The organism is Asaia sp. VD9 (assembly GCF_037150015.1).
Lineage (GTDB): Bacteria > Pseudomonadota > Alphaproteobacteria > Acetobacterales > Acetobacteraceae > Asaia.
Genome location: NZ_JBBCQM010000001.1, coordinates 182,925 through 207,820 on the forward strand (window position 1 = coordinate 182,925; position 24,896 = coordinate 207,820).

The window sequence follows — 24,896 nt, forward strand, 5'->3', positions numbered from 1 at the left end:
CGAGTTCGTCGTGCGCCCCGCAAGACGCGTCAATAAAAGACAGGCCGGAAGGGCGTGAACCGATCCGACGCTCGAAATTCAGGCCGCACGCGCGGCGGCCAGATGCCAGCTCGAGGGGGGAAGATCGCGACCGCCCTCGCTCTCGAACTGCCAGAGATCGGAAAATTCGGTGACGGATTCCGTGCCGACAAGAGGCTGCCCGCCAGCATCATTCAGAATGCTGATCTGGCGCGAGACGATCTGCACGTCGATACGCGCCTTTTCACATCCTTCGAAGCGGGTGAAAAACGCATCGACAATCGCAAGGCTGTTGATACCGACAATCTCCGTGCGCTGCTGCTGCTTGGCTTCCTCACGCTCCGTGATCGCGGCTTCGAACCCGGCATAGGCTCCCGGGGTAAGATAGACCTGCAACTTGGCCCGATCACCCATGGCGAAGGCTGTCACCACGTCCCGAAAGGCCTTCTGGGCGTTCTGGAGAAAACTGTCAGGCTTGAAGCCCGGTTGCGCGCCCGCGATTTCCGTCAGGATCTGCCCAACACGGGTTCCCGGCTGCGGGATATCGAGCCTCGCCCCCGGTTCTTCCACAGGCGGGGGAGTAGCAGAATCCTCGCGCCTGTCCTGCCGTAGCGAGACGGGAAGAGGCCCCGCGGACTGGCCGCCAACATCGACACGGCGCCCAAGCACGGCGCGCAACCGCCAGACCAGCACAAGGGTCAGCAGCGCAAAGATAACGATGTCGTACGGTATGTTCGAAAGGACAGACATCACGATTTCAGCTTCTTGCTATTCTTTTCCGGACAGGCACGGTCCCTTGGTAGTGCGGGAAGGAGCGTGGCACAACACCCTTACCCGCCACCCACGCCCGAAACACGGTCACAATCGCGCCTGCCCGCCTAGCTGTTGGCGAGTGCCGGTGATCATGCTACCGCGAAAGAACACAGGATACAGTCACGCCTGGCTGTGTCTTCACGACTCTGAATGCGAGGCTTCATGTCCGATACTGCCCAGAACCCGGCCAACGACCAGGGCAACCCGCCAGCCCTGCCCCTGTCGGTCAATCTGCAATACACGAAGGATCTTTCCTTCGAAGTTCCGGCTGGTGCCGCGATCTTCGCAACGCTGCGCTCTGCACCGCAGATTGCCGTCAATATCGATGTTCAGGCCAATCGCCTGGAAGAGGCACAGCCTGTATTCGAAGTGGCCCTTGCCATTCGCGCCGAAGCCACGGAAGCCCCCGAAACCGAGGGTGGTGCTGCGGGCCGCACGGTGTTCATTGCCGAACTGACCTACGCCGCCATCGTGACCCTGACCGACGCACCTGCCGAGCTGGTCGAGCCGATCCTGCTGGTTGAAGTGCCGCGCCTCATCTTCCCGTATGTTCGCAGCATCATCAGCGATGTAACGCGCGATGGCGGCTTCCCGCCGATCGTTCTGCAGCCCATCGATTTCGTGGCGCTGTGGCAGGCCAAGCGCGCCCAGCAATTCCCGGAAACCGCAGGCAACGCCTGATCCGGATCGTCCGGGAGGCCTGTCCTCCCGGCACACCGCCGATCCCTGACAATCAGGTTCGCGCCAGGAATTCTCCCGCGCAACGGTCCTCCGAAAGCGGCTTTCCCCAAAAAAGCCTACGCGCCAATCGACGCATCAGAGCTTGGGGTCGTGCCACCCGGATCCAAAATCCTCCTAGCGGAAAAGCCCGTGTCGATACCCGCAGCCAACACTCGGAAGCCCGGTGTTTTCCGGGCTGGGTCCCTATCCCGTGACACGTTCATCTGACTTGTGAGCCGAACGCCGACACAGGCACATCATGGCAGCACGGCGTATCAACGCACGACTCACGGACACAGGCTCATTTCATTGGGGATATGGCGGAGAGGGTGGGATTCGAACCCACGGTACGCTTGCACGCACGGCGGTTTTCAAGACCGCTGCCTTCAACCACTCGGCCACCTCTCCTGCAGCGCGAAAATCGATGCATCTCGCGACAGGCGCCGCCTCTTTGCCCGGTTTCGGATCATGACGCAAGGGGGGACGGATAAAGCAACGGGAAGCCAGCCTGTCTCTCAGCCGCGCCAAGCTGCGGATGTCGTTTTATCCGAGAAGGCGAAAACGGAAAATGATGACCCAGAAGAAGACCAGCAGAAATATTCCCATCAGAATGACGGGCAGGAAAATAGACAGAATGAACCCACGCGCAGAATGACGAGGTTCCGGGATCCCCGCGGAACGTTCGATCGCGCTTGCCTCTTCATCCACATGAAACCACGCGTCGTCTTCCTTGGTCATTTCGACTCCCCTGCCTTGATGCCTCCTGTTTTAGCAGGGTGCATCCCGGGACGCCGAATCAGTTCTTCTTGTGCGGACGGGATGTACAGAGCAAGTCTGCGCGCTGCATGGCGCGCCCGATCGACAATCAGGAAGTGACCAGATCGGTGGGGGCTGCCACCTCTTCCAACGGCCAACGCGGTCTGGGTGCCACGGGGATACCATCCGCCAGTTCCACGCCAGCCTCATGATACGCCTTGAGCGTCTCGAGAGCGGCCCAACCCACCATGACTGCATTATCGGTGCACAGGCGCAGCGGAGGCGCAACGAAAGGCACACCAGCCTCATGAGCGATCTGTTCGAGCGAGGCACGGATCATCTGGTTGGCTGCCACCCCCCCGGCCACGACCAGAGACTGCGCCTGAGGCAGCATCGCCATGGCATGACGGACCCGATCCGCGATGACATCGCAGACCGAGCGCTGGAAGCTCGCCGCGATATCGGCAGCCACCGCCCTGGGCAGAGCATCCATACCGTAAGGTGCAATCTGTCGCGCGACCGCTGTCTTGAGACCCGAGAATGAGAAATCGCATCCTGCCCGCCCCATGAGCGGACGGGGGAGTGCCACGGCATCGCCGCGACCTTCGCGCGCCAGCTTCTCCAGCGCAGGACCACCGGGCCATCCCAGACCGAGCAACTTCGCCACCTTGTCAAAGGCCTCGCCCGCCGCATCGTCAATGGTGCCCCCCAGCTTCTGGTAGGCGCCGACGCCGTGCACCGCCACGCACTGGCAATGACCGCCCGAGACGAGAAGCAAAAGATACGGAAATTTAATTTCGGCAGTGCTGATACCCGGCAGCCGCGCAGTCAGTGCATGGGCCTCGATATGATTGACCGCGATGAAGGGCCGATCCAGCGCCACGGCCAGACCCTTTGCGTAATTGCTCCCGACGATCAGTCCACCGATCAGGCCGGGGCCGGTGCAGGCCGCAAAGGCACCGATATCACCCAGCGAAAGCGCTGCTTTCGCAAGCGTTTCAGTCAAAATGGTCGGAAGCAGGCCCAAATGGGCTCTCGCTGCGATTTCGGGGACCACCCCACCGAGAGCGGCATGGTCCGCCTGGGTATGAACGGTCTCTGCCAGGACCTCGCCCTCGGGGGTCAGAATGGCGCAGGCCGTCTCGTCGCAGCTTGATTCAATGGCCAGGATGGGGGCCAAGAGGGGAAAATTAGCCATCGCCTCTGATAACGCGATGCAACGCCAGAGGCGAGCCGTCTCTTTTCACAGCCAGCACGAAGGAGTAGCTAGAGCGGCCATGAAACAGACGACGATGCCCGACGCACCCATGTTACAAAGCCTGCAATTGCAGCAGGTCGCTGCCGAAGCCATGCGTCGTCAGGCGTCACCTCATCCGCCTTCCTCCCGGCACTCTCTGCCGTTGCGCGTCGGCACACGTGGCTCGCCGCTGGCCTTGGTGCAGACGCGTGCCTTTCTGACGCGCCTCACCCGGTTCTGCCCGGTCCTGCGCGATATGGGCGCGTTTCAGGAACACCCCATCAATACGACAGGGGATCAGGTCCAGTCGCGCCGCCTGGCCGAAATCGGTGGCAAAGGTCTTTTTGCCAAGGAAATTCACGAATCCCTCCTGGCCCGGCAGATCGATTTTGCGGTTCACAGCCTGAAGGATCTGGAGACGGTGCTGCCGCCGGGGCTCACCTTGGCCTGTACGCTTAAGCGCGAGGATGCGCGCGATGTGCTCATCCTCAGCCCCGCGCTGCGTGAAAAGGCGAAAGCTCTCGTCGCCGCCGGACATTCGCCGCTGGACGCTTTGCCCTTCGGCGCGACCATCGGCTGCGCCTCTGTGCGGCGTCAGGCCCAGTTGCTGCATCGTCGCCCCGATCTGCGCTTCGGGCTGCTGCGCGGTAACGTGCAGACACGGCTCGACAAGCTGGCGGGCGGTGCCTGCGATGCGACTTTGCTGGCGCTTGCCGGGTTGCGCCGTCTGGGCATGGAAGATCGTGCCGATCTCATTCTCGATCCTGAACTCATGACACCAGCGGCCGGTCAGGGCATTGTGGGAGTGACGGTACGCGAGGAGGATCGTGAGTTGCTCGATCTGCTCTCGGCCATCGAAGATCCGGAAGCCCGCGCCGTCGCGACTGCCGAACGCGCCCTGCTCGAGGTCCTCGATGGCTCGTGCCGCACCCCGATCGGCGGTTATGCCAGGCTGCGCGCCAAGGCCCAGCCATCCGGGCGCGGCCATTTCAGTGATCGCGAGCTGGTTCTGACCGGGCTCGTTGCACGAGAAGACGGCTCCTTCCACCTCAGGCGCGAGATTTGCGGCGAGCCGACAGAGGCGCTGCGTCTTGGCCGCGAACTCGGTCTTTCGCTGCGCGCGGACTCTCCTGCCGATATCTTCGAGGATCATGGCTGACGCCGCAAAACGCAGCGTCCTCGTCACACGGCCCGAGCCGGGGCTGAGCGATACCTGTCATGCGCTCGAGCGCCTGGGCTGGACGCCCTGCGTCGCTCCTATGCTGCGTATCATCCCGCTCCCGCTCCGTGCAACCGGGACGTTTGACCGCGTCGTGATCACCAGCGGCCAGAGCCTCGACGCCCTGCGCGCCTCGGTTCCACTCGATATCCCCCTTACGGCGGTCGGCGCAAAAACGGCAGAGCGCGCCCGGACTCTGGGTTTCGTGCAGGTCGATCATGCCTCAGGTACGGCAGAGTCCCTGATCCCTCATCTTGGCCGAGCGGACAAGGCGCAGCCCTCCCATGAGCGGTCCCTGCTTCTGGCAACCGGACGAAACCTCGGAGCGGATCTGGCCACGCAACTCCGCGCCGGAGGGTGGCGCGTGCAGAGACGCGTCGTTTATCGCGCAGAGTCTGAGGCCGCTCTAACGGCGCATGCCCGAGCGCTGCTTCACGAGGAACGCGTTGCCGCCATCCTCTTTTATTCCGCTGTCACAGCCGCCGCGTTTCTGAACGCTCTGGGGTCAGACCGGGCCTTCCTGCGCTCGGTCAGGGCGCTCGCCTTGTCCAGCCGCATCGCATCGGTGCTGCATCAGGCGCCTTTCGGCGAAATTGCCATTGCATCCCAACCGGACCAGAATAGCCTTTTGCGGCTGCTCGGCCCGCTTCCTCTTCACGGACATACTCAGGATTGGAGGCCAGACACGCCTTGAACTATCGTCACGCCTATCATGCCGGCAATTTTGCTGACATGATGAAGCACGGGTTGCTCCTGGTCATCTTGCGCCATCTGCTGCGCAAGCCCGCCGGGTTTTGCGTGCTCGATACCCATTCAGGATGCGGGATCTATGATCTGAGTGCCACCGAGGCCGAAAAGACGGGCGAATGGCGCGAGGGGATCGGTCGGTTCGAAAGCCTCCCCGATGGCCCTGAGGAATTGGTCGATTACCTGCGCTGTATGACCGGGCTCGGCGTACCAAAGCTCTATCCGGGTTCGCCAAGCCTGATTGCCTCGGTTCTGAGGCCGCAGGACCGTCTCATCTGCTGCGAGTTGCACCCCGAGGACGCACGGACCCTGCGACGAAATTTCCGCTTCAACCCTCAGGTCGCCGTCCATGCGCGCGATGGGTATACCGCGCTGAAGGCGTTTCTGCCTCCACGCGACCTCAAGCGTGGCCTGGTGCTGATAGATCCACCTTTCGAGCAAGGCGATGAGTTCGATCGTCTGGCCGAAGCCATTGTTCGCTCGCGGCGGTTGTTTCCCATGGGCATCGTTGCAGCATGGTATCCGATCAAGCATCGCACCCCAGTGCGGCGTTTTCACGACACCCTACGCGATGCCGGGGTGAAGGATCTGCTCGATTGCAGCCTGCTGCTGCGGACGCCTACAGATCCGACCCGCCTCAATGGCTGCGGCCTGCTCGTGGCCGCCCCGCCTTATCGCTTCGACGAGCAGGCGCGCGCTCTTCTCGAGGCAATTCTGCCAGTTCTCGCCCCGGATGGCGCGGGCAGCGTGGAAATCACACGGATCGCCGAAGAATGACCAGAAGCCCTCCTCATATTGCCGTCATCGGCGCAGGGGCCTGGGGGATCGCCCTCGCGTGCACAAGCGCAAGAGCCGGTGCGCGTGTAACCCTGTGGTCTCGCTCTCCTGTCCCTGAATCCTGTCGCAATCTGCCACGCCTGCCAGCCATCACCCTGCCCGATGCGGTCAGCGTCACCTCCGACTTTCCTCATGAGGCTGATCTGACGCTGCTGGTCGTGCCTATGCAGACCCTACGTGATATCTCCCCCCGCCTCCCGGGTACGTCTCCCCTCATCGCGTGCTGCAAGGGCCTCGAACTGGGAACAGGCGCACTCCCTCTCGACATCCTCGCCCAGACCCAGCCCGAACGCCCGCATGCTGTTCTCTCAGGGCCGAATTTCGCGATCGAGGTCGCGCGCGGTGCGCCTGCGGCCGCCACAATCGCTGCCGCTTCGCTTGGGGCCTCCCGCCATTACGTGGCCACTCTCTCCTCCCCGGCTTTTCGCCTCTATGCGAGTGACGATCCGATTGGCGTCCAGATTGCCGGTGCCGCGAAAAACGTGGTCGCCATCGGCGCCGGTATCGCGATTGGCGCCGGGCTTGGCGAAAATGCCCGCGCAGCCCTGATTACACGGGCGATCGTCGAGATCGGTCGCCTGGCCGAGGCGCTTGGGGGCCGCGCCTCCACGATTGCCGGACTCAGCGGACTGGGAGACCTGATCCTGACCTGCACCGGCGCTGGCTCACGCAATTACAGCCTTGGGCTCGAACTGGGTCAGGGCATGCGGCTTGCCGATATCCTGCGCACGCGCAGCACAGTGGCTGAGGGCGTCTCTACCGCGCCCTCCCTGGCTGCGACAGCGCAGAAGCTCGGTATCGCCATGCCTATCGTCGAGACAGTGGCCGCGTTTCTCGATGATCGGATCGATCTGGCTCAGGCACGACGCCTGTTGCTCGAACGCCCGATCACCGTCGAATGACACTCCCACGCGGCACAGAAAGCGGAAAAGGATAATAAGAAATGTGGATGCGCAACGAAGCCATGCGCCGCTTTGTCAGCCGGAACCGTTTCGTAAGGTTTTTGACCTTCGGCCTGCACAGCGCGATGCAGATGAAGCTGCTCGGGGGGCACAAGCACCCGGTCACGTTGCGACGCCTGGACAAGGCGCGCAAGGGCACTGATTCCCTGCTCAGCAGTGACGAGGCCTTCGTCCTGCACGAACTCGCCCATGCGCAATCTGTCTATGAGGGCGATCTAGCCGAATTCGGGGTGTATCGCGGGGCCTCGGCGGAGCTGCTCTGCATGGTCAAGGGTCACCGCATGCTTCACCTTTTCGACACGTTCGAAGGGTTGCCTGCACCGAAGGGAAAAGAGGGCAAGGTATTTGCGAGAGGTGAGTTCTGCGGCACGCTTGAGAGTGTGCAGCGCAAGCTGGCGGGCTATGAGAACGTCGCATTCCATCCCGGATTCTTTCCGGATTCCGCCCGAGACCTTGGCGAAGAGCGCTACAGCTTCGTGCATCTTGATGTCGATCTCTATGAGGCGACACTGGCCGGGCTGGAATATTTCTACCCACGCATGATCCCTGGCGGGATCATCCTTACCCATGACTATTCGATCATCGACGGCGTATCCCAGGCCTTCGCCGAATTTCTCGCCGACAAACCCGAGCACGTGATCGAACTCCCCACGACCCAGGCCATGATCATTCGCAGCGCCCAGCCGCGCTAGGCTGCCCCGGCCTTCATCAGCGCGGGATTTCCGCGCCGGTTAACCCTGATTGGTTTGCTAGCAGCGCAACGGCGCGGGAAACACCGCGCCGACCGACCGTGCACGCGGGGTCACGAGGACCATACGCGGCAACGCGTGCTCCGCCCGATCTATCGCGTATTATCGCGATTTCTGCGTCCGATCCGTTCGCGAAAACCCTTGAACCGCGCAAGAATGACCTCTCCTTGCCGATCAAAACAGGCCCATGCCATGAGCGGGGTCCAAAGCACCACCTCCCAGCAAAAGACCAGATTGATCAGCGCGATCGTTCTCATGTTAGGATGTCGACGCAGAGTCGCGACCAATGTGGGCAGAAATACCCAGAGAACACCAAACATTCCCCAGAGTGCGAAAGCGATCGGGGACTGGGGATGCCACATACGGACCCAGAATGGCTGGAACATGATGGCCCTCCTTTTCGTATTGGTTACGAAATGAGTAGCCGGTCCTCTTTCCCGCGCGCAAGAACTTCGTGTCCGCCCGACAGGAAAGCCTCCGGGTTGCCACAGCCTTCATCGCCTCATCGGGCGTGAGAGACCGTGCATTCCGAAAAGACACGGCCTCCGCACTCGGGCTCAGTCACGGGTTTTGCGCTCGCGTCGAGGCCGCCGCAGCATGCGGGACCAGAAGTAGGGCGCACGCCCGTCATGCCCGAAATAGGACAGACGTGCCTCATGGAGATGCACCCTGCCAAAAGCCTCGGCACGTATCAGCAGTAGCATGATCGCGGCGCCCGCAAAGGGACCGATGAGATAGACCCAGAAATCCTGCCAGATACCGGAAAAGAGCGCAGGTCCCACGCTGCGCGCCAGATTCGTGCTATCTCCCGAAAGCCAGGCCTCGAACGGATTGAGCACAAAAAACACCGGCCCTGAGGCCCAGGCGGCAAAAGGGCGGAGCGCGGGACGCGCACCGCAAAGCAGCACAACAGCCACGAGAATGGCAGTCGTGTTGATCTCCCCGATCATCGCCCACCAGGGGGGAACGAAAGGCGATGGCGCTGTCGCCGCGAAATGGTCCGCCGCGCACCATCGCCCCCATAAGGGCCATATGAGAGCGCTCGCGGCGACCAGCCCGGTGCCGAGAACGGCTCCGGAAATCTGCGAGAGCATGTAAAAGACGGTGTCTGTCACGGTCAGGCGCTTGCCCAGACAAAAGGCAAGACTGATGGACGGACTGAGATGCGCGCCACTGACGCGCCCGAAGGGAGAAAGCGCCGCGAGAGTCGAACTCAGACCGAATACGAGGCCTTCAAGCGCGCTGAGCAGATTCGGCCAGTCGGCAAGCGCGCGATGAACGGGGCTGAGGGGCGCACCCAACGCGACGTTCGAACTCACTCCAAAAGCCATGAGCAGCGCCGTGGCCCAAAATTCGCAGACATAGAGTCGGGGATGCAATTCCCGCCCGGGAGCGGGCTTGCCGAGTAAGGGCCGGTCATGAGGATGGGGATAGAGAGCTCTCAGATCCGATCCTGCGGTGGCATTTCCCGCCATGGGCTGCGTCTTTCTCCAGTTCTGTCCCGCCCCGCGAGCACTTCAAGCTCAAAGGGCGTGGTGCAGTAACTGACTTCCGCAAGCTCAGGCCGCAATAAAAAGCCCCGTGATGGCCGCACTCATCAAATTCGAGAGGGTCCCCGCGATGACGCAGCGCGACGCAATCACGGCGATCTCGGCACGGCGTTCGGGTGCCACGCTACCGAACCCCCCGATCAGAATGCCAACGCTCGAAAAATTCGAGAAACCGCAGAGCGCAACGGACACGATAGCCAGGTCATGGCCTGACACTGTGTGATCGTGAATCAGGGGGGACAGGCCAACATAGGCCACGAATTCGTTGAAGGCGATTTTTTCACCCAGAAATCCCCCGATCAACAAGGCGTTGGACCAGGGGATGCCGATGAGCCAGGCCAGTGGCGCCATGACCACACCCAGAATGGAGGAAAGGCTGAGCCCAGGCATCGAGAGCCATCCCCCAAGGCCGTGAAGAACGCCATCGATCAGCGCCGTAATTCCGACGAACGCGACAAGCACCGCGCCTACGGCAAAGGCTACACGCGCGCCACTCATCGCACCCTCGGCCAAGGCGTCGAAAACTCCGGTCGTCTCGAGAACGGCTCTGGGCATGGGCTCGTGACCAGCCTGGGCGTCCTCGGGGGTCGGCCAGAGCAGCTTGGCGAATAACAGCCCGCCCGGGATCGCCATGAACGAAGCCGCGAGCAGATAGTGCATGGGCACGCCAAGGCCTGCGTATCCTGCGAGCACCGAACCCGACACCGAGGCTGTTCCGGAACTCATGATCGTGAAAAGCTCCGCGCGGCGCAGCGTGCCGACATAGGGGCGCAGCACCACCGGCATCTCGCTCTGGCCCAGAAAGACGGTCATCACGGCGGAGAAGGATTCGATCGGTGTAGTTCTGAGCAGACGCCGCAGCCCTTGTCCGATCACCCGGGCCAAAGCCTGCATGATCCCCCAATGATAGAGCAGAGCGATCAGCGCCGAGACATAGACTATCGCGGGCAAAACCTGAAAGGCGAAGACAAAACTGTCCTGTCCGAAAACGGACTCCATCTTCGGGCTGGCAAGACCGCCAAACAGGAAATGCGTACCTACCTGACCGTAAGACAGAACCGCCCCCACCCCGTCGGCCAGGGCGCCAAACACGCGCCGCCCCCAGGGTACGAAAAGCGCCAGAGCCCCGATGGCACATTGCAACGCGAGTGCCACGGCAACCTGTCTGTAATCGATCGCCCTGCGATTGCTCGACAACAGGACCCCGAGGGCAAGGAGCACCGCAATACCGATCAAACCGCGCAGCGACATCTATGCGCCAACTCCTCTTGCACCAGGCGCCCGAACAGCTCCGGGGACAATGGAGGCGGTTCGATAGAACAATACGTTCGCGCAAGGAAGGGGCAACTGTGTCGGCATGCTTGCGCTCTGTCCAGCCCGAAGCCACATAATAGGCAAGCCTCACCTGCAGAATGCGACGGACTCCCTGATGACCTCCAGTTTCTACGATCTCCAGATCCCCGCCCTCTGCGGCTCTCCCATCTCCATGGCCGATTTCGAGGGCAAGGTCGTGCTGATTGCCAACACCGCATCACAATGCGGCTTTACCCCGCAATATGAGGGGCTGCAGCATCTGTGGAGCCATTATGGCAAGAGCGGGCTTGTCGTGCTCGGCGTGCCAAGCAACGATTTCGGTCAGCAGGAGCCCGGCACCGCCATCGAAATCCAGACCACCTGTTCACGCAATTACGGCGTGAGCTTTCCCATGGCGGCCAAATCTACGGTCAAGGGAAAGGAGGCGACCCCGCTCTTCCGCTGGCTGGCCGAACAGGGAGGCTTCCTCTCCCTGCCGCGCTGGAACTTCTACAAATATGTCGTGTCGCGTGAGGGCAAGCTGCTCAAGTGGTTTACCCCGCTTGCTGCGCCGGATTCCGGACGCCTCAAATCCAGCGTCATGCGCGCGGTGATGGATCGCTGATCATCTGGCGAATGACGCCAGAATTTCTCCAGCTTCGCTACACGCCTGGTCATGCCATCCGGTTGCCCGAACAGCGCTGAAACAGCTCGGGCTGGACGTCGTGACAGGCTTTTTTACCCCTGACGCTCCAGGGCGAGCTTGAAACCGAAAGCCATGAACACTCCGCCCGTCGCCCGATCCAGAGAGCGAACGACCCGAGGGCGTGACAGAAAGGCCCCGAGCGGCGCCGTCATGAGAATGAGGAGGGAAAACCAGCTCAGGGTCAGGAGCACCTGTATGAGTGCCAGCAGGAGCGAAAACCGCACAACATTGACATCATGGGGAATGAACTGGGGCAAGAAGGTGATGAAAAAGATACCGACCTTGGGATTCAGGAGATTGGTCAGAAGCCCCTGCCGGAAACTGTGCCAGCCACTCATTCTCGCGGGGCGAACGGCGCCATTCTCTAGACGCGCAGTGCGGCTTTGAAACAGCAGCTTCATCCCCATTACGAAGAGATAGCAGGCCCCCGCCCATTTCACGATGGTGAACCCCAGCGCGGATGCCGCCAGGAGGGCTGTCAGACCGAATGCCGCGCCGCCGCCCCAGATGAAAAGCCCGATCGTTATCCCGAGTGCCGCACAGAACCCCGCGCGCATACCTGACACGGTCGCGGTTCTGAGCACGAAAGCCGTGTCGAGACCGGGAACGAGAGTAAACACACCCGCAGCGAGAACGAAGCTCGTTAGAGACAGCAATATGGGGCTCATGGATGCGCAGGCTCCTCGCGATCATTTCAGGGGGCTGGGCTCTCCTTAGAAGCGCTAGCCTGACCCGGCAAGCAGCGATACACCAAGACATGGCTGCCCTGCTCCCTGCGCAGATAGAGGGATTGCCTCAGTGTTGCCATCACTGCCCCGCCATTGTCTGACCGCCCCATGGCGCTCCGTCAGGGTTGCGTCTAAAGAGGCACCCTGTTTTATTCGATACGCGACTGGAAGCCAGGAATGCTCCGTAACCTGATCACCGTTGGTGGTTGGACCATGCTGTCCCGAGTTCTTGGCCTCGTGCGTGACCAGCTTCTTGCCGCCTTCCTCGGGGCCGGGCCGGTGCAGGACGCGTATCAGATCGCCTTCCGTCTTCCGAACATGTTTCGCCGTCTGTTTGGCGAAGGCGCCTTCAACGCAGCTTTCGTCCCGCTCTTCACCGAACGTCTCACCACCCACGGCAAGGAAGATGCCACGCGTTTTGCATCGCAGGCCCTGAGCTGCCTGAGCGCATGGCTGCTCGCCCTCACGATATTGGGCGAGGTATTCATGCCGTGGATCATCGAGATCATCGCGCCCGGATTCAATCATGCGGGCGGGCGTTTCGAGATGGCGGTCCGGCTCACGCGCATCACCTTTCCCTATCTGATCCTGATCTGCACGGCGGCCCTCGTGGCCGGAGTTCTGAACGGGCTTCATCGCTTCTCCATGGCGGCGGGGGCCTATGTCTCGTTTAATATCGTCGGGATCATCGCCATTCTGCTTGGCGCGCTCGTCTTCGAGGACACGGCGAGCTGGACCGCGTACGGCATCACCTTTTCCGGTTTCGTCCAGCTTGGCCTGTTGCTCTGGTCAGTACGACGGGCTGGCGTCAGCCTCTCTTTTCCTCGCCCGAGACTGACGGTCGAGATGCGCGCCATGCTGCGCCGCCTGTGGCCTGGCCTGATGGGGTCCGGAGCGACACAGCTCAATCTTACGGTGGATACGCTCATCTCGACCCTGCTGCCGGCAGGATCGATCTCCTGGCTCTATTTTGCGGACCGGGTCAATCAGTTGCCGCTTGGCGTTCTGGGCGCGGCAGCCGGGACGACCCTGCTCCCCGTGCTCACCCGTCATGCTGCCGAGAAAGACGTGTCGGGCGGCCAGCAGACCCTGAACCGCGCGATCGACTATGCGGCGATCCTGACCTTTCCTGCCTGTCTGGGGCTTCTGGCCCTGGCGCCGGAAATCATGGCGACATTGTTCGGCTATGGACGCTTCACCACCGAGGACGCGCTCTCCTCGGCCCAGTCGCTGCGAGCCTATGCGCTCGGCCTGCCTGCCTTCATTCTGATCAAGGTGCTTTCACCGGGCTTCTTCGCCCATGGTGACACCCGAACGCCGGTACGTATCGGCTTTCTGACCCTCGCCCTGAATTTGGCGCTCAACCTGCTGTTGTACAAGCCGCTCGCTCATGTCGGCCCGCCTCTGGCAAGTACGATCGCAGCCATCGTCAATCTGGGTTTCCTCGCGGTCATCCTGCATCGACGCGCCGTTTTTCGCCCCGATGCGGCGCTGATCAGACGCATGCTGCGTATCCTCATGGCTTCGGTGGTCATGGCGGTGCTGACGCTCATCCTTGCGCGCGTGATCGCACCTGGCCTGGTCATGTGGCACGGACTGATGCGCGCGATGATGCTGGGCCTGCTGATAGGGATAGCCGGGATCATTTACCTGGCGCTGCTCTGGGCCTGCGGTATCGCCAAGCCCGATCGCCTGCTGAGGAGACTAACGCGGCGCGGACGCACGGCCTGAGCGTGCCCGATAGAAGACACCACCCCGCTTGGATATGAAGTCCCTCATGAACCGGTGGAGCCGATTGAGGGGCAAGGTTTTCTGACCCCACCGACAAGCGTTGCGAAATTATCATCCCCCGGGACCCATTGCCCAGGGACGCTTAACTTACTGTTCACAGGACAGGTTTTGACCGGTAAAGCTCGGCTCATGCGTCGAGTAATTTCCTCATGACCAGCCCGTCGATCACGGGGACAATCCCCTCATCCGAGGGCGCTACCCCCGCCATGGCCCAGTGGTTTGCGCTCAAGGCCCAGGAACCCGATGCGCTGCTTTTTTTCCGCATGGGAGATTTCTACGAGCTCTTTTTCGCCGATGCGGAAACGGCCGCGATGGCGCTCGATATCAGCCTCACGACACGTGGGAAGCACAACGAAGAGCCTATTCCGATGTGCGGTGTGCCGGTCGCGGCAGCCCCGGCCTATCTCGCGCGGCTGATTCGCCGTGGTTTCCGGGTGGCTGTGGCAGAGCAGACCGAGCAGGCACGCAAGCCAGGGGAGCCCGCCCAGAAGGGGCCGCTATCCCGTGCGATCGTAAGGCTCGTCACGGCAGGTACCCTGACCGAGGAAGAATTGCTCGAAGCCGGTCGGCAAAACCTGCTTCTCGCGCTCATCACACCGGCCCGCAAAACCCGCGCGGCCAGCGAATGCGGCGCGGCATGGATTGATATCTCCACTGGCTCGTTTGAGACGGCGGCTCTGTCTCATGACCAGATTGAGGAATTGCTGGCGCGTCTCGACCCCTCCGAGATCCTGGCGGACCCTGCCCATGTACCGGACCCGTTCTCGGTCCGGGTCGCACCCAATGTGGTGCTGCCTGCCCTGGAGCCCGCCCGCTCGCGCATGGCGCAGGAGTTCGGCGTCGCCCAGATCGCGATCCTCGGCGATTTCACCGATGGAGAAATCCGTGCTGCGGCGCTTGCGCTCGACTACGTGCGGCGCAGCCAGGCAGGCGCCATGCCGCGTATCGCCCGCCCCCTGCGACGGGGTGAGAGCGAGACACTCGGGCTCGATCCCGCCACGCGGGCCAGCCTGGACCTCGTTTCGGCGCGGGATGGCACGACCACCCACACGCTTTTCGCGGCCGTTGATCGCTGCGCCAGCGCGGCAGGGCAGAGAGCGCTCGCACAGTGGATTGCGGCTCCGTCCACCGATCTCGGCCTGATCCAGTCCAGACAGCAGGGCTGGCAATGGCTGATTGCACAATCCGGACTGATCGACACCCTCACCCCGATCCTTCGGCGCGCGCCTGATCTCGCACGGGCTCTCGGACGCCTGTCGACGGGGCGTGGCCTGCCGCGCGACCTTGCCGCGACGCGCGACACACTCCGGGCAGCGGATGCACTATGCAGCGTGCTTGAGCCGCTCTGCAACGCGACGACGCCACCGATAGTCAGGCAGCTCTTTGCCGGTCTTTACGGACGGGCTGACTCCCTGTTGGAAACCCTCGAGAAAGCCCTTGCCGAGACCCTTCCGGCACGTATCGAGGATGGGGGCGCCATCGCCACCGGCTATGACGCCGATCTCGATCGGTATCGCGGGTTGCGCGATGATAGCAAGCGCACCCTCGCCGCACTGCAACAGCGCTATGCAGAGCAGTTCAATGTGGCCACGCTCAAGATCCGCCACCACGCGCAACTTGGCTATATCATCGAGACCTCGGCGCTTCATGCTGCGAAGCTCCGCGAGCGACCCGAACTTTCCTTTCGTCAGGGCACCGCCAATCTCGTGCGGTTCACGACAGACGAACTCCTCGAGCTTGACCGCGCCATTCTGGAGGCCGCAGACCGCGCGAGCGCGACCGAGCGGCAGATCTTTGCGCGACTGGTGGCCGAAACGATCAGTCATCCTGCCTTGCCGGAACTGGCCGAGCTCTTCGCTCTGGCCGATGTGCTCGCCAGCGCCGCCCGACTGGCTCAGGGGGGCACCTGGTGCAGCCCCGAGATGACGCAGGATCAGGCTTTCGAGCTTAAGGCGTGTCGCCACCCTGTCGTCGAGGCCGCTCTGGGCAAGGCCACACGTTTCATTCCCAATGATTGCCACCTGCCGCCCGAACAGCGCGTGATGCTGCTGACCGGGCCGAACATGGCGGGCAAATCGACATTCCTCAGGCAGACAGCCCTCGCCGTCATTCTGGCTCAGGCCGGTCTGCCCGTCCCGGCAGCGAAGGCGCGCATCGGGATCGTCGATCGCCTGTTCTCCCGCGTGGGCGCCGCGGATGATCTGGCGCGTGGGCGTTCTACCTTCATGGTGGAGATGACCGAAACCGCCGCGATCCTCCGTCAGGCAGGGCCGCGTTCTCTGGTCGTCGTGGATGAGATCGGTCGTGGCACCTCGACGCTCGATGGACTCGCCATCGCCTGGGCCACGCTGGAAGCCCTTCACTCCCAACTCGGTTCACGCACGATCTTCGCAACACATTTCCATGAGCTTTGCGGGCTTTCGGACTCGATGCCACGCCTGACACCGTTCACGATGGCGGTAAAGGAATGGAAGGGCGACGTTATTTTCCAGCACGAGGTGCGCCGGGGTGCTGCGCGCAAGAGCTGGGGCGTGCATGTCGCTCAACTTGCCGGCGTTCCCATGCCTGTGGTGCAGCGCGCGACACGATTGCTCGCCGCACTCGAGCGGGATCAGAGCCGGGGCGGACCGCAATTACCCCTTTTTGACGCTTCCGAACCCGCGCCTGCTCCCGTCGACAGGCTGCGCGATGCGCTCGAAGCGATCGATCCTGACGCGCTCTCTCCCAAGGCTGCGCTCGAGACGCTCTATGCCCTGCGTAAACTTGCGCTTGAAACAAAGAACGATTTGACCTGAAGATAGAAACTTCAGGTCTTTTGCAACGCCCCCAAACCGACGGATCTTAATGCGCGAACCGATCTCCCTCAAAGAAACCGACATGCGAGCCGCCCTCGCCGCCGCGCTTGACCGTGTGCGGCAGCCGGATGGCTCCGTTTCGCGCGAGGACGCCGTCAGCATTTTCCGCCGTCATATCGGCCGGCATCATGGTGAGATACGTCGCCTGTTCGAAGGGCGTCAGCTCAAGGGCATCGCTGCCGCCACAACTCTGGCGCAGCTGATGGATGGCGCCATATCCAGCCTGTACGAATTGGCGCGCGCAGCGACGGGCGCCTCCAGCGATGGCCTCAGCCTCTGCGCGACCGGGGGGTATGGCGCGGGATTACTGGCGCCCTATAGCGATATCGACCTTCTGTTCCTGACGAACACGACTGCGGCGCCCGAGACGACCGCGCAGGTCGAGTACATGCTCTATTTTCTGTGGGATCTGGGCGTGCGCGTGGGCCACGCCACCCGCTCCATTGACGGATGCCTCGAAGCCGCAGCCGAGGATCTCACCATACGCACGACCCTGCTGGATGCCCGGCGTATTGTGGGGACGGAAGCCCTTTTTGGCGTGTTTCTGACGCGCCTGGGCAAGACGGGAGAGACGGCGCTCTCTTTCGTCCACGAGAAGATCGACGAACGCGAGAAACGCCATAAACGCTTTGGCGATAATCCCTACATGGTGGAGCCCAACATCAAGGAGGGCCGAGGTGGACTGCGTGATCTGCAGACCCTGAACTGGATGACGCATGTGCTGCATGATCGGGACGGGATCGAGCCGACGACACGTCTTGCCCCGGGCGAACCGGCCTTCACCACGCTTGGTCTTCTCACCGACCAGGAGGCCAATCGCGCACGACGTGCCTGGAACTTTCTCTGGACCATTCGGCTCCACCTGCACTACATCGCCGGTCGCGCCGATGAACGTCTGGCCTTTGATGTCCAGCCAGTCATCGGTGGACGCATGGGTTATGCGGGGCACGGACGACAACAGGGCGTCGAGCGCTTCATGCGCCATTATTTCCTCACAACCCGTGAGGTCATGCGCCTGAGCCGGATCCTTGAGCCGAGCATCATGCAGCGCCTTCAAGGTCCGTTACGCGAAGCGCCTTTCATCAGCGCCTTCCTCTCACCCGATCAGGCCCGACATTTCCGCCTGATCAATGACCAGCTTGCCCCGGCCGACACGACCTCCTTCGACGCCACGCCGCAATTGATGGTCACCATGCTCGATGCCGCGCGCCATGACAGGCTGGCCCTGCATCCAACGGCCATTCAGCAACTGATCCGCAACGAGCGCCGCATCGCCTCGCTGCGCGATGACCCCTATACGATGCGGGTCTTTCTCTCGCTGCTGATGCAGCCGACGGAAATGAATCGCGAACACGCCCGCCCGAGCGGTGCGGACTGGCTCACGATCCTGAATGATACGGGATTTCTCGGCGCCTTGCTGCCGGACTGGTCTCGTATCGTAGGGCAGATGCAGTTCGACACCTATCATATCTACACAGTGGACGAGCATAATATCGAGGCCGTCCGAATGCTCGGCTGGATCGAGGCGGGTGCCATGGCGGACGAGATTCCGCTGGTTTACGACCTGGCCCGTGACATGCAATCACGTCGCGCTATGTATGTGGCGACGCTGCTGCACGATATCGCCAAAGGACGCGGTGGCGATCACTCCGTCCTCGGAGCGGAGGTCGCCCAGCAGGTGTGCCCGCAGCTCGGTCTGGACGCTGAGGAAACAGAAACCGTTTCCTGGCTCATCCTGCATCATCTGCTCCTCAGCCAGACCGCCTTTCGGCGTGATATCGATGACCCCAGGACCATCCTGGATCTGGCGGATATCATCCAGTCGCCAGAGCGCCTGCGCCTGCTTCTGCTTCTGACCATTGCCGATATGCGGGCCGTGAGCCCGAATGTCTGGAATGCCTGGAAAGCCACCCTTCTGCGCGAACTCTATATGCGTGTGGCGGAAGTGCTTGAGGGGGGGCTGGCAGCGACTGAACGTGACGAGCGCGTCAGCCACGCCAAGGAACTGGTGCGCGACGGGCTGATGCAGCAGAAACTCGCGCCCGAGCAGGTCGATCACTTCCTGACACTCGGCTATGCAGGCTATTGGCTGGGCTTTGATGCGGACACCCATATCCGCCATGCCCGTCTCGTCCTGGATTCCGAAATTCACTCCGCGCCGCTGACTATCGAAGCCACGCCCATTCCCCAACGTGACGTAACCGAGATCACCATCTTCAGCGCTGATCATGCCGGCCTCTTCTCGCAGATTGCTGGCGGGCTCGCTGTGGCCGGAGCATCCATCGTCGATGCACGCATCCACACGCTCAGTGATGGCATGGCGCTCGATACATTCTGGGTGCAGGACCAGAATGGCCGCGCCTTCGAGACACCCCTGCAACTCGCCCGGTTGAACGCGTTGATCGAACAGGCCCTGTCGAGCCGCCTCGCGATTGGCTCCGAGCTCGAGCGTCTGGCCGATCAACGCTCTGCGCGGCGCATGCGCGCGATCCATGTGCCTCCGCGCGTGGTGATCGATAACCGTGCCTCGGAGCGCCACACGATCATCGAGATCAATGGTCGAGACCGGCCCGGCCTGCTTTATGACATCACCCGCACGATCAGCGAGCAGTCGCTTCAGATCTCGTCGGCGCATATCACGACCTATGGAATGCGTGCGGTAGACGTCTTCTATGTGCGCGACGGAGCCGGGACGAAAATCACCTCCGAAACCCGCATGGCCGATATACGCAAGGCTTTGCTCGATACGCTGAGCAACGACGCGACAAGCGCTGCCTCAGACCCCGTCGTAGCTGCCTGATCTCTCCCGCAGGGCCTGCGCCACTCTCTCGATGACGGGAGGCCAGGCCTCATCGGGGGGCAGGCCGCCCTCGGGCCGGAAGATGCGCAGTCCCGTGTACCAGTCCGGCCCCTTCCAGCGCCAGTCTCCGCCCTCACGGTCGAGTAGCCATAGCGGTCGGCCCATTGCACCCGTAAGATGGGCCATCATGGTATCAACCCCAATCACCATTTCGCACCGCGCAAGCGCGCGTGCGGTGTCAACCAAGGTGTGCCCGATGCCCTGCTCCACCCCGGGCTCCAGTAGCGCGGCATCTTGCTCCTGTTGCAGATTGACGAAGGTCACGCCTTGCACCGCCAGGATAGGCGCAAAGGACGCACGAGGCAGGGACCGTCTCGCATCGAAGCGATAGGTCGGGTTCCCCGCGTTGAAAATTCCGATCCGCCCTTTCTCAGGGGAAAGGCCGAAATCGAGATAGGGGCTGGCATCGACCGTCGTGACACCGAGCCGTGCCGGCAGGCTGAGCAGGGAGCAGCGCCTGGTGGCCTCACCCGAGAGCACGACACGTCCCGAGCGCAGCAAAGGCTGCAATTCCGGCATGAAGGCGAGCAGCGGGTCAAGCACATCCGGCAATCTCAGTAGGAGTGGGGCGCGCAGCGCCGCATCAGGCACGAAGCGCAGGAACTGCAGGCAATCTCCGAGCCCCTGCTCCCCTTCGATAAGGACGCGCCCTTCGGTTCGCTCCCCGTCCCAGGGCGGCAGAACCGTGCTCTCGATCAGGCTCTGGCGTGACTCGAAATTCGACCACCCCTGTGCGAATTCCCCCCTCCCGAGCTGAATTATCCCGAGATTGAAGCGCGCCTGCGCGGACCAAGCGCCTCCATCCGCGATCATGTCACGAAAGAAGGTCTCAGCCTCTTCTTCCCGATCGGTCTCGGCCAGCAGCGTTGCGCGGTTGCACGCCAGAACCCAATCATCGGGGAAAAGGGCCAGTGCGGCATCAAATGCCTCTTCGGCGGGTATTCTGTAACCAAGGGCCTGATAAACCAGCCCGAGATTGTTTAAGGTCTGGGCGCTGGGCGGCGCGAGGGCTACGGCTTTACGCAGGGCAGCAAGCGCCTCCTCCATCGCTCCGTTTTCGAAGCAGGCCGCCCCCAGATTGGCATGGGCTGCCGCCTCCTGCGGACATAACGCAACGAGACGCCTGAAACACGCCATGGCGGCGGCGAAACGGCGCTGCTCCATCAAAAAAGCGCCGTGACGCGTCAGGAGAGGTACGGGATCAGCAGCCAGTGACAGGGCCATCGAAAAGGCAGAAGCCGCCGCCTCGTTCTGTTCACTGCGATACAGGAGCTCGGATATCAGCGCATGCGCCCTGAAATCCCTCGGTTCCAAAAGGGTCGCCACGCGACAGGCGGACACGGCCTCGCGCAAATGCCCCGCTTCATCCAGCGACGCAGCAAGGGTGAGGTGGAACCGGGCGCGCTCGACGTTATCCTGGGTCAGGGTCAGTGCATGAGCCACCGAAGCAATGGCGAGGCGGGGCTGACCCGTATGGCGGGCCACGCAGGCGAGCCCATGCCAAGCCTCTGCGCAATCGGGTGCTTCGGCAAGGATGGCGCGAAACAAAGCCTCAGCCTTGATGGAATCTCCCCCGGCAAGACTGGCGAGGGCAGTATCGAGGCGCGAGCGATAGGCATTCATGCGTTTAATCATGAGCCCTGCCGTCGCGGGTTACAAGAATGCGGGATCATGACAAAGGCGCACAGCGCTGCACTCTGATGACCCCTGCACCGCGACCCATTCGAGAAATTCCGTACCTAAAACGGCAGATCGCGCAAGATCTAGAGCGTAAGGCCAAATCGGGGGCCGATGAGTGTGATCACGGTATAGAGCGCAATGGTCAGCAGACATCCTGCACCCAGAGATAGCCAGAATCCCACGCCCTGGCGCAACAGTGCCGGGATCAGCAGGAACATGGGCAAGGATGGCAGCACGTACCAGAAGGTGGCACTTGCGTGAGCGGCCATGTTCTCCGTGTCGGGCCTGTCATGCCAGAGCAGGATCATGCCCAGGACGGAAATAAGTGGAAGCGAGGCGATCAGGGCACCGAAACCCGGATAGCGCCGCGCCACTGTTGCGGTCAGGGCAATCAACACGCCCGAAAGGGCCGATCTGGTGAGAAGTGCAAGCATAGGGCAGCTCGCCTTTCCATTTCATGATGCCCGGTGCTGACATGCCATGGGATTCCTGGCACCGGGGAATACTCTCAGGGCGCTGTACCGCTGCAGGAAGGGGCCCACCGAAAACACTGATAGAGTTACTGCGCAATCTTGCACGGGATTTGAATGGGCTTACAAGGAGGCATGGTCGCTTTTCTCTCCGCCTTGCCCAAAGCCTTTCGCTGCCCCCGCCTCGCTGGCCCAGCGCATGTCAGGTCGGACGACCCTGCGCAGCATCTGTCGAGACAGAACCGACGCCCTGAAGGCGCGTGGGATTCACCCCGCACCAGCGCAGCGACTGCACTGATGCGGTCCGGCCTTGGTTTCAGCGCGTTGCTTCTGCTCAGCACCACGGCGCGGGCCTCTCACGAGCGCCCCTGGCTGGCTGATACACACCCTGCCCGGATAGCGCAGGTCACAGCGCTTCCAGGCAACGCGAACTGGCGCCAGGCTCTGCCTTTCGCCGATGGCAGCGTGATTGTGCTGCGCGAACCAGACCCTGCAGAGAGCGGTTCGTTTCTTGCGCGCCTTTCCCCCGGTGCAGCCGCAGCGGCGGCATTCATACCCGACTGGGCAACAGCGCCTTCAGGGAGCCGTGGCGCAGACAGATTTGCTCCCTCCGCCCTCGCTCACGACGAGAAAGGCGGGTTATGGCTTATCGACGGAAGTGGGACCGGAGCGCCCCCGCGTCTCATGCGGCTCGACCCGGTGCGCGGTACGATACTTGCCGAGTTTCCCCTTCCACCGGAAGGCGTGACACCAGCCAGCCGTTTCACCGCCCTCGCCGTCCATGGAGAGATGGCCTATCTGGCGGATGAGGGCGGGGCGTGCCTTACCGTGATCGATATGCGTAGCCGCCAGGCGACGCGATTTTTTTCGGGCTACCCGACCTCGCGGGGGCATAGGCCTCTGGTGGTCAACCGGCAAACGGTCAAGGGCGCGGACGGACTCCCCCTCACCCGTGATCTCTCATGGCTGGCTTTGGAGAATAATGGCCTTTGGCTCTATGAGCAGGCGCCCACGGGACCCATCTATCGACTTTCCACTTCCTTGCTGACAGACCCCTCGACGACGCCCTCCGAACTGATGGAGGGCGTAACCGAATGGCGTGGCACCCCCACTATCAATGGCATGACGATCGATGACAAATCGACGCTCTATCTGACGGATATCAGCGAAGGGCGTCTCCTCAGTTTCGATACCGGCCGTCACCCCCATGTCCTTCTGGTCGCCCCGCAACTGGTCCATGCCGGAACCCCCGGCTGGGTTGGCGACGGACCTTCCGGCTCATCGTCCGACAAGACCACTCACGCTGGACTGATCTATGTCCCGGCAGGTCATGTGTTGTTGCGCATTGCTCTTCCCTGAAAGACGGGCCATGTCTTTACAGCTCCTGTTCACTCTTTCTCGTGACGCTCAACCCTGAAGGCCATCATGCAGTACCGTTCCACACGCGGCGATGCCCGCCCGCGCTCCTTTTCAGACATTCTGCTCGCCGGTCTGGCGGAGGATGGTGGGCTGTACATGCCAGAGAGCTGGCCGCAATTCACGGCCGATGAGTGGCGAGAAATGCGGACCCTCTCCTACCCGGATCTGGCCGCAAAGATCCTGTCGGTATTTGCGGCAGGCAGTATCGACCTGCCAACGCTGCAAAAACTGTGCGCCAAAGCCTATGCCGGATTTTCGCACGCCGCCATCGCCCCGCTGATGGAGGTCGAGAACGGGCTCTTCTCGATGGAGCTTTTCCATGGTCCCACCCTGGCCTTCAAGGACATGGCCATGCAGCTGCTCGGCCAGCTCTTCGAGCATGTGCTGACCGAGCGCAACCAGCGCGTGACGATTGTGGGAGCGACCTCGGGCGATACGGGTTCCGCCGCCATCGAGGCCTTCCGGGGCAGTCCGCATCTGTCCGTGGCGATCCTGCACCCCATGGGACGCACCTCGGATGTGCAGCGTCGCCAGATGACCACGGTGAAGGAGGATAACATCCTCAATATCGCCGTCGAGGGCACGTTCGATGACTGCCAGGATCTGGTCAAGGCGATGTTTGCCGATACGGGTTTCCGCAACGAAATCAATCTCTCGGCGGTCAACTCGATCAACTGGGCCCGTATCGCGGCCCAGATCCCGTATTATGTGCGGGCGGCGTTGATGATGGGCGCCCCGGATCGCGAGATTTCCTTCGCTGTGCCGACCGGCAATTTCGGCAATGTTCTGGCAGCCTGGGCGGCCAGCAAGATGGGCCTGCCGGTCCGACGTCTGTGCATTGGCTCGAACCGCAATGACATCCTCACACGCTTCCTGACCAGCAACGACATGAGCATGCGTGCTGTCGAGCCCAGCCTGTCGCCGTCAATGGATATCCAAGTGTCCTCCAATTTCGAGCGGCTGTTGTTCGAGTTGCTCGATCGTGACCCGCAAGCCTGTCGCGACACCATGCTTGGCTTCCGCCAGACAGGGCGCATGAGCGTTGATCCTGACAGATGGACACAGGCCAGATCACGCTTTGGCGCGCTCATGCTGGATGACGAGGCGACCCTGGCCGAAATGAAGGCACTTTGGGACAAGTCACTCTATCTGGCGGACCCCCATAGCGCGATCGGGCTGGCCGCCGGACGACAGGAACAGGAACCGGGCATTCCCATGATCGTCGCGGCCACCGCGCACCCGGCCAAATTCCCCGATGCCGTGCGCAAGGCGACCGGGATCGACCCCGCTTTGCCCCCGCATCTCGCTGATCTTTTCGAGCGTGAGGAGCGTTACGAGACGCTGCCCAACGAACTCACGATCATCGAGGATGCCGTCCGCCGTCATCTCAAAGGCGCGCATCAGCACGGCTGAAATCGGCCCAGCACACAGGGGGGCTAGGATTTTGCCCCTCGTGACGCCATCTCTGACAAATCCTCGTTTCTCC

At 62.2% G+C, this 24,896-nt stretch carries 21 protein-coding genes and 1 tRNA gene; 12 read left to right on the forward strand and 10 right to left on the reverse strand.

The annotated features are described in order from the left end of the window. Positions 1–78: 78 nt before the first annotated feature. The gene (locus tag WFJ47_RS00845) at positions 79–768 is read right to left on the reverse strand and encodes a Tim44/TimA family putative adaptor protein (RefSeq protein WP_336760635.1); all 690 of its coding nucleotides are present in this window, start codon (positions 766–768) and stop codon (positions 79–81) included. Positions 769–993: 225 nt separating this feature from the next. On the opposite strand from WFJ47_RS00845, the gene secB reads away from it, so the two are divergent. Further along, the gene (secB, locus tag WFJ47_RS00850) at positions 994–1,512 is read left to right on the forward strand and encodes a protein-export chaperone SecB (RefSeq protein WP_127101238.1); all 519 of its coding nucleotides are present in this window, start codon (positions 994–996) and stop codon (positions 1,510–1,512) included. 357 nt (positions 1,513–1,869) lie between these two features. Here the strand turns inward: secB and WFJ47_RS00855 are convergent. The 3 genes from WFJ47_RS00855 to tsaD form a co-directional block, all read right to left on the reverse strand. Continuing rightward, a tRNA-Ser gene (locus tag WFJ47_RS00855) sits at positions 1,870–1,959 on the reverse strand. 135 nt (positions 1,960–2,094) lie between these two features. Continuing rightward, positions 2,095–2,289, reverse strand: coding sequence for a hypothetical protein (locus WFJ47_RS00860; protein WP_336760229.1), 195 nt, complete (start codon positions 2,287–2,289; stop codon positions 2,095–2,097). 127 nt (positions 2,290–2,416) lie between these two features. Continuing rightward, positions 2,417–3,505, reverse strand: coding sequence for a tRNA (adenosine(37)-N6)-threonylcarbamoyltransferase complex transferase subunit TsaD (gene tsaD / locus WFJ47_RS00865; protein WP_336760231.1), 1,089 nt, complete (start codon positions 3,503–3,505; stop codon positions 2,417–2,419). A 79-nt stretch (positions 3,506–3,584) separates the two neighbouring features. Here tsaD and hemC point away from each other — a divergent pair, with 79 nt between their 5' ends. The 5 genes from hemC to WFJ47_RS00890 are packed head-to-tail and all read left to right on the forward strand — an operon-like array spanning position 3,585 to position 8,001. Further along, positions 3,585–4,703 (forward strand): hydroxymethylbilane synthase, encoded by a 1,119-nt coding sequence (gene hemC / locus WFJ47_RS00870; RefSeq protein ID WP_233581975.1) that lies wholly within the window; start codon positions 3,585–3,587, stop codon positions 4,701–4,703. Continuing rightward, positions 4,696–5,457, forward strand: coding sequence for a uroporphyrinogen-III synthase (locus WFJ47_RS00875; protein ID WP_336760234.1), 762 nt, complete (start codon positions 4,696–4,698; stop codon positions 5,455–5,457). Before hemC ends, WFJ47_RS00875 begins: the two co-directional genes overlap by 8 nt. Continuing rightward, on the forward strand, positions 5,454–6,287 hold the full coding sequence (locus tag WFJ47_RS00880) for a 23S rRNA (adenine(2030)-N(6))-methyltransferase RlmJ (RefSeq protein ID WP_336760236.1): 834 nt from the start codon (positions 5,454–5,456) through the stop codon (positions 6,285–6,287). The genes WFJ47_RS00875 and WFJ47_RS00880 overlap by 4 nt, the downstream gene beginning before the upstream one ends. Beyond that, positions 6,284–7,249, forward strand: coding sequence for an NAD(P)H-dependent glycerol-3-phosphate dehydrogenase (locus WFJ47_RS00885; protein WP_336760238.1), 966 nt, complete (start codon positions 6,284–6,286; stop codon positions 7,247–7,249). The genes WFJ47_RS00880 and WFJ47_RS00885 overlap by 4 nt, the downstream gene beginning before the upstream one ends. A 41-nt stretch (positions 7,250–7,290) precedes the next feature. Next, on the forward strand, positions 7,291–8,001 hold the full coding sequence (locus WFJ47_RS00890; protein WP_127101250.1) for a TylF/MycF/NovP-related O-methyltransferase: 711 nt from the start codon (positions 7,291–7,293) through the stop codon (positions 7,999–8,001). 149 nt (positions 8,002–8,150) lie between these two features. On the opposite strand, the gene WFJ47_RS16520 is transcribed toward WFJ47_RS00890, so the two are convergent. The 3 genes from WFJ47_RS16520 to WFJ47_RS00900 all read right to left on the reverse strand — a co-directional run bounded on the left by WFJ47_RS16520 (position 8,151) and on the right by WFJ47_RS00900 (position 10,859). Continuing rightward, the gene (locus WFJ47_RS16520) at positions 8,151–8,444 is read right to left on the reverse strand and encodes a superinfection immunity protein (RefSeq protein ID WP_408868597.1); all 294 of its coding nucleotides are present in this window, start codon (positions 8,442–8,444) and stop codon (positions 8,151–8,153) included. A 171-nt stretch (positions 8,445–8,615) separates the two neighbouring features. After that, positions 8,616–9,533 carry an aquaporin gene (locus tag WFJ47_RS00895; protein ID WP_336760241.1) on the reverse strand — a complete coding sequence of 306 codons (918 nt, stop codon included), beginning with the start codon at positions 9,531–9,533 and terminating at the stop codon, positions 8,616–8,618. A gap of 84 nt (positions 9,534–9,617) precedes the next feature. Then, the gene (locus tag WFJ47_RS00900) at positions 9,618–10,859 is read right to left on the reverse strand and encodes a nucleoside transporter C-terminal domain-containing protein (protein ID WP_336760243.1); all 1,242 of its coding nucleotides are present in this window, start codon (positions 10,857–10,859) and stop codon (positions 9,618–9,620) included. 178 nt (positions 10,860–11,037) lie between these two features. On the opposite strand from WFJ47_RS00900, the gene WFJ47_RS00905 reads away from it, so the two are divergent. After that, complete coding sequence (locus WFJ47_RS00905; RefSeq protein ID WP_127101256.1) at positions 11,038–11,526, forward strand: glutathione peroxidase; 489 nt, start codon at positions 11,038–11,040, stop codon at positions 11,524–11,526. Positions 11,527–11,639: 113 nt separating this feature from the next. On the opposite strand, the gene WFJ47_RS00910 is transcribed toward WFJ47_RS00905, so the two are convergent. Beyond that, entirely contained in the window at positions 11,640–12,275 is a 636-nt protein-coding gene (locus WFJ47_RS00910; RefSeq protein ID WP_336760246.1) for a LysE family translocator, read from the reverse strand. A gap of 237 nt (positions 12,276–12,512) precedes the next feature. On the opposite strand from WFJ47_RS00910, the gene murJ reads away from it, so the two are divergent. The 3 genes from murJ (at position 12,513) to WFJ47_RS00925 (ending at position 19,781) form a co-directional block, all read left to right on the forward strand. Continuing rightward, the gene (gene murJ, locus WFJ47_RS00915) at positions 12,513–14,066 is read left to right on the forward strand and encodes a murein biosynthesis integral membrane protein MurJ (RefSeq protein ID WP_336760248.1); all 1,554 of its coding nucleotides are present in this window, start codon (positions 12,513–12,515) and stop codon (positions 14,064–14,066) included. Between the two features lie 209 nt (positions 14,067–14,275). Beyond that, a complete protein-coding gene (gene mutS, locus WFJ47_RS00920; protein WP_336760250.1) occupies positions 14,276–16,921 on the forward strand; it encodes a DNA mismatch repair protein MutS in 2,646 nt (881 codons plus the stop codon). Between the two features lie 49 nt (positions 16,922–16,970). Continuing rightward, on the forward strand, positions 16,971–19,781 hold the full coding sequence (locus WFJ47_RS00925) for a [protein-PII] uridylyltransferase (protein ID WP_408868598.1): 2,811 nt from the start codon (positions 16,971–16,973) through the stop codon (positions 19,779–19,781). Here WFJ47_RS00925 and WFJ47_RS00930 read toward each other — a convergent pair. Together WFJ47_RS00930 and WFJ47_RS00935 are read right to left on the reverse strand one after the other, a co-directional pair. Then, positions 19,758–21,476 carry a tetratricopeptide repeat-containing glycosyltransferase family protein gene (locus WFJ47_RS00930; protein ID WP_336760253.1) on the reverse strand — a complete coding sequence of 573 codons (1,719 nt, stop codon included), beginning with the start codon at positions 21,474–21,476 and terminating at the stop codon, positions 19,758–19,760. The genes WFJ47_RS00925 and WFJ47_RS00930 overlap by 24 nt on opposite strands. 128 nt (positions 21,477–21,604) lie before the next feature. Beyond that, positions 21,605–21,955, reverse strand: a complete 351-nt coding sequence (locus WFJ47_RS00935) for a DUF3147 family protein (RefSeq protein WP_336760254.1) — start codon at positions 21,953–21,955, stop codon at positions 21,605–21,607. A 171-nt stretch (positions 21,956–22,126) separates the two neighbouring features. Here WFJ47_RS00935 and WFJ47_RS00940 point away from each other — a divergent pair, with 171 nt between their 5' ends. Then, positions 22,127–23,350: an L-dopachrome tautomerase-related protein gene (locus tag WFJ47_RS00940; protein ID WP_336760256.1), complete on the forward strand. Its 1,224-nt coding sequence runs from the start codon at positions 22,127–22,129 to the stop codon at positions 23,348–23,350. A 66-nt stretch (positions 23,351–23,416) separates the two neighbouring features. Continuing rightward, positions 23,417–24,823, forward strand: coding sequence for a threonine synthase (thrC, locus tag WFJ47_RS00945; protein ID WP_336760257.1), 1,407 nt, complete (start codon positions 23,417–23,419; stop codon positions 24,821–24,823). Positions 24,824–24,896 lie beyond the last annotated feature (73 nt).

What these genes read in the sequence shown, in the direction of transcription:
- WFJ47_RS00875 (WP_336760234.1), top strand. Translation starts at nt 4,696, where the DNA reads ATGGCTGACGCCGCAAAACGCAGCGTCCTCGTCACACGGCCCGAGCCG.
- WFJ47_RS00900 (WP_336760243.1), bottom strand. Translation starts at nt 10,859, where the DNA reads ATGTCGCTGCGCGGTTTGATCGGTATTGCGGTGCTCCTTGCCCTCGGG.
- WFJ47_RS00895 (WP_336760241.1), bottom strand. Translation starts at nt 9,533, where the DNA reads ATGGCGGGAAATGCCACCGCAGGATCGGATCTGAGAGCTCTCTATCCC.
- murJ (WP_336760248.1), top strand. Translation starts at nt 12,513, where the DNA reads ATGCTCCGTAACCTGATCACCGTTGGTGGTTGGACCATGCTGTCCCGA.
- WFJ47_RS00860 (WP_336760229.1), bottom strand. Translation starts at nt 2,289, where the DNA reads ATGACCAAGGAAGACGACGCGTGGTTTCATGTGGATGAAGAGGCAAGC.
- secB (WP_127101238.1), top strand. Translation starts at nt 994, where the DNA reads ATGTCCGATACTGCCCAGAACCCGGCCAACGACCAGGGCAACCCGCCA.
- WFJ47_RS00910 (WP_336760246.1), bottom strand. Translation starts at nt 12,275, where the DNA reads ATGAGCCCCATATTGCTGTCTCTAACGAGCTTCGTTCTCGCTGCGGGT.
- WFJ47_RS16520 (WP_408868597.1), bottom strand. Translation starts at nt 8,444, where the DNA reads ATGTTCCAGCCATTCTGGGTCCGTATGTGGCATCCCCAGTCCCCGATC.
- WFJ47_RS00935 (WP_336760254.1), bottom strand. Translation starts at nt 21,955, where the DNA reads ATGCTTGCACTTCTCACCAGATCGGCCCTTTCGGGCGTGTTGATTGCC.
- WFJ47_RS00890 (WP_127101250.1), top strand. Translation starts at nt 7,291, where the DNA reads ATGTGGATGCGCAACGAAGCCATGCGCCGCTTTGTCAGCCGGAACCGT.
- thrC (WP_336760257.1), top strand. Translation starts at nt 23,417, where the DNA reads ATGCAGTACCGTTCCACACGCGGCGATGCCCGCCCGCGCTCCTTTTCA.
- WFJ47_RS00925 (WP_408868598.1), top strand. Translation starts at nt 16,971, where the DNA reads ATGCGCGAACCGATCTCCCTCAAAGAAACCGACATGCGAGCCGCCCTC.
- WFJ47_RS00845 (WP_336760635.1), bottom strand. Translation starts at nt 768, where the DNA reads ATGTCTGTCCTTTCGAACATACCGTACGACATCGTTATCTTTGCGCTG.
- tsaD (WP_336760231.1), bottom strand. Translation starts at nt 3,505, where the DNA reads ATGGCTAATTTTCCCCTCTTGGCCCCCATCCTGGCCATTGAATCAAGC.
- WFJ47_RS00885 (WP_336760238.1), top strand. Translation starts at nt 6,284, where the DNA reads ATGACCAGAAGCCCTCCTCATATTGCCGTCATCGGCGCAGGGGCCTGG.
- WFJ47_RS00930 (WP_336760253.1), bottom strand. Translation starts at nt 21,476, where the DNA reads ATGATTAAACGCATGAATGCCTATCGCTCGCGCCTCGATACTGCCCTC.
- hemC (WP_233581975.1), top strand. Translation starts at nt 3,585, where the DNA reads ATGAAACAGACGACGATGCCCGACGCACCCATGTTACAAAGCCTGCAA.
- WFJ47_RS00940 (WP_336760256.1), top strand. Translation starts at nt 22,127, where the DNA reads ATGGTCGCTTTTCTCTCCGCCTTGCCCAAAGCCTTTCGCTGCCCCCGC.
- mutS (WP_336760250.1), top strand. Translation starts at nt 14,276, where the DNA reads ATGACCAGCCCGTCGATCACGGGGACAATCCCCTCATCCGAGGGCGCT.
- WFJ47_RS00905 (WP_127101256.1), top strand. Translation starts at nt 11,038, where the DNA reads ATGACCTCCAGTTTCTACGATCTCCAGATCCCCGCCCTCTGCGGCTCT.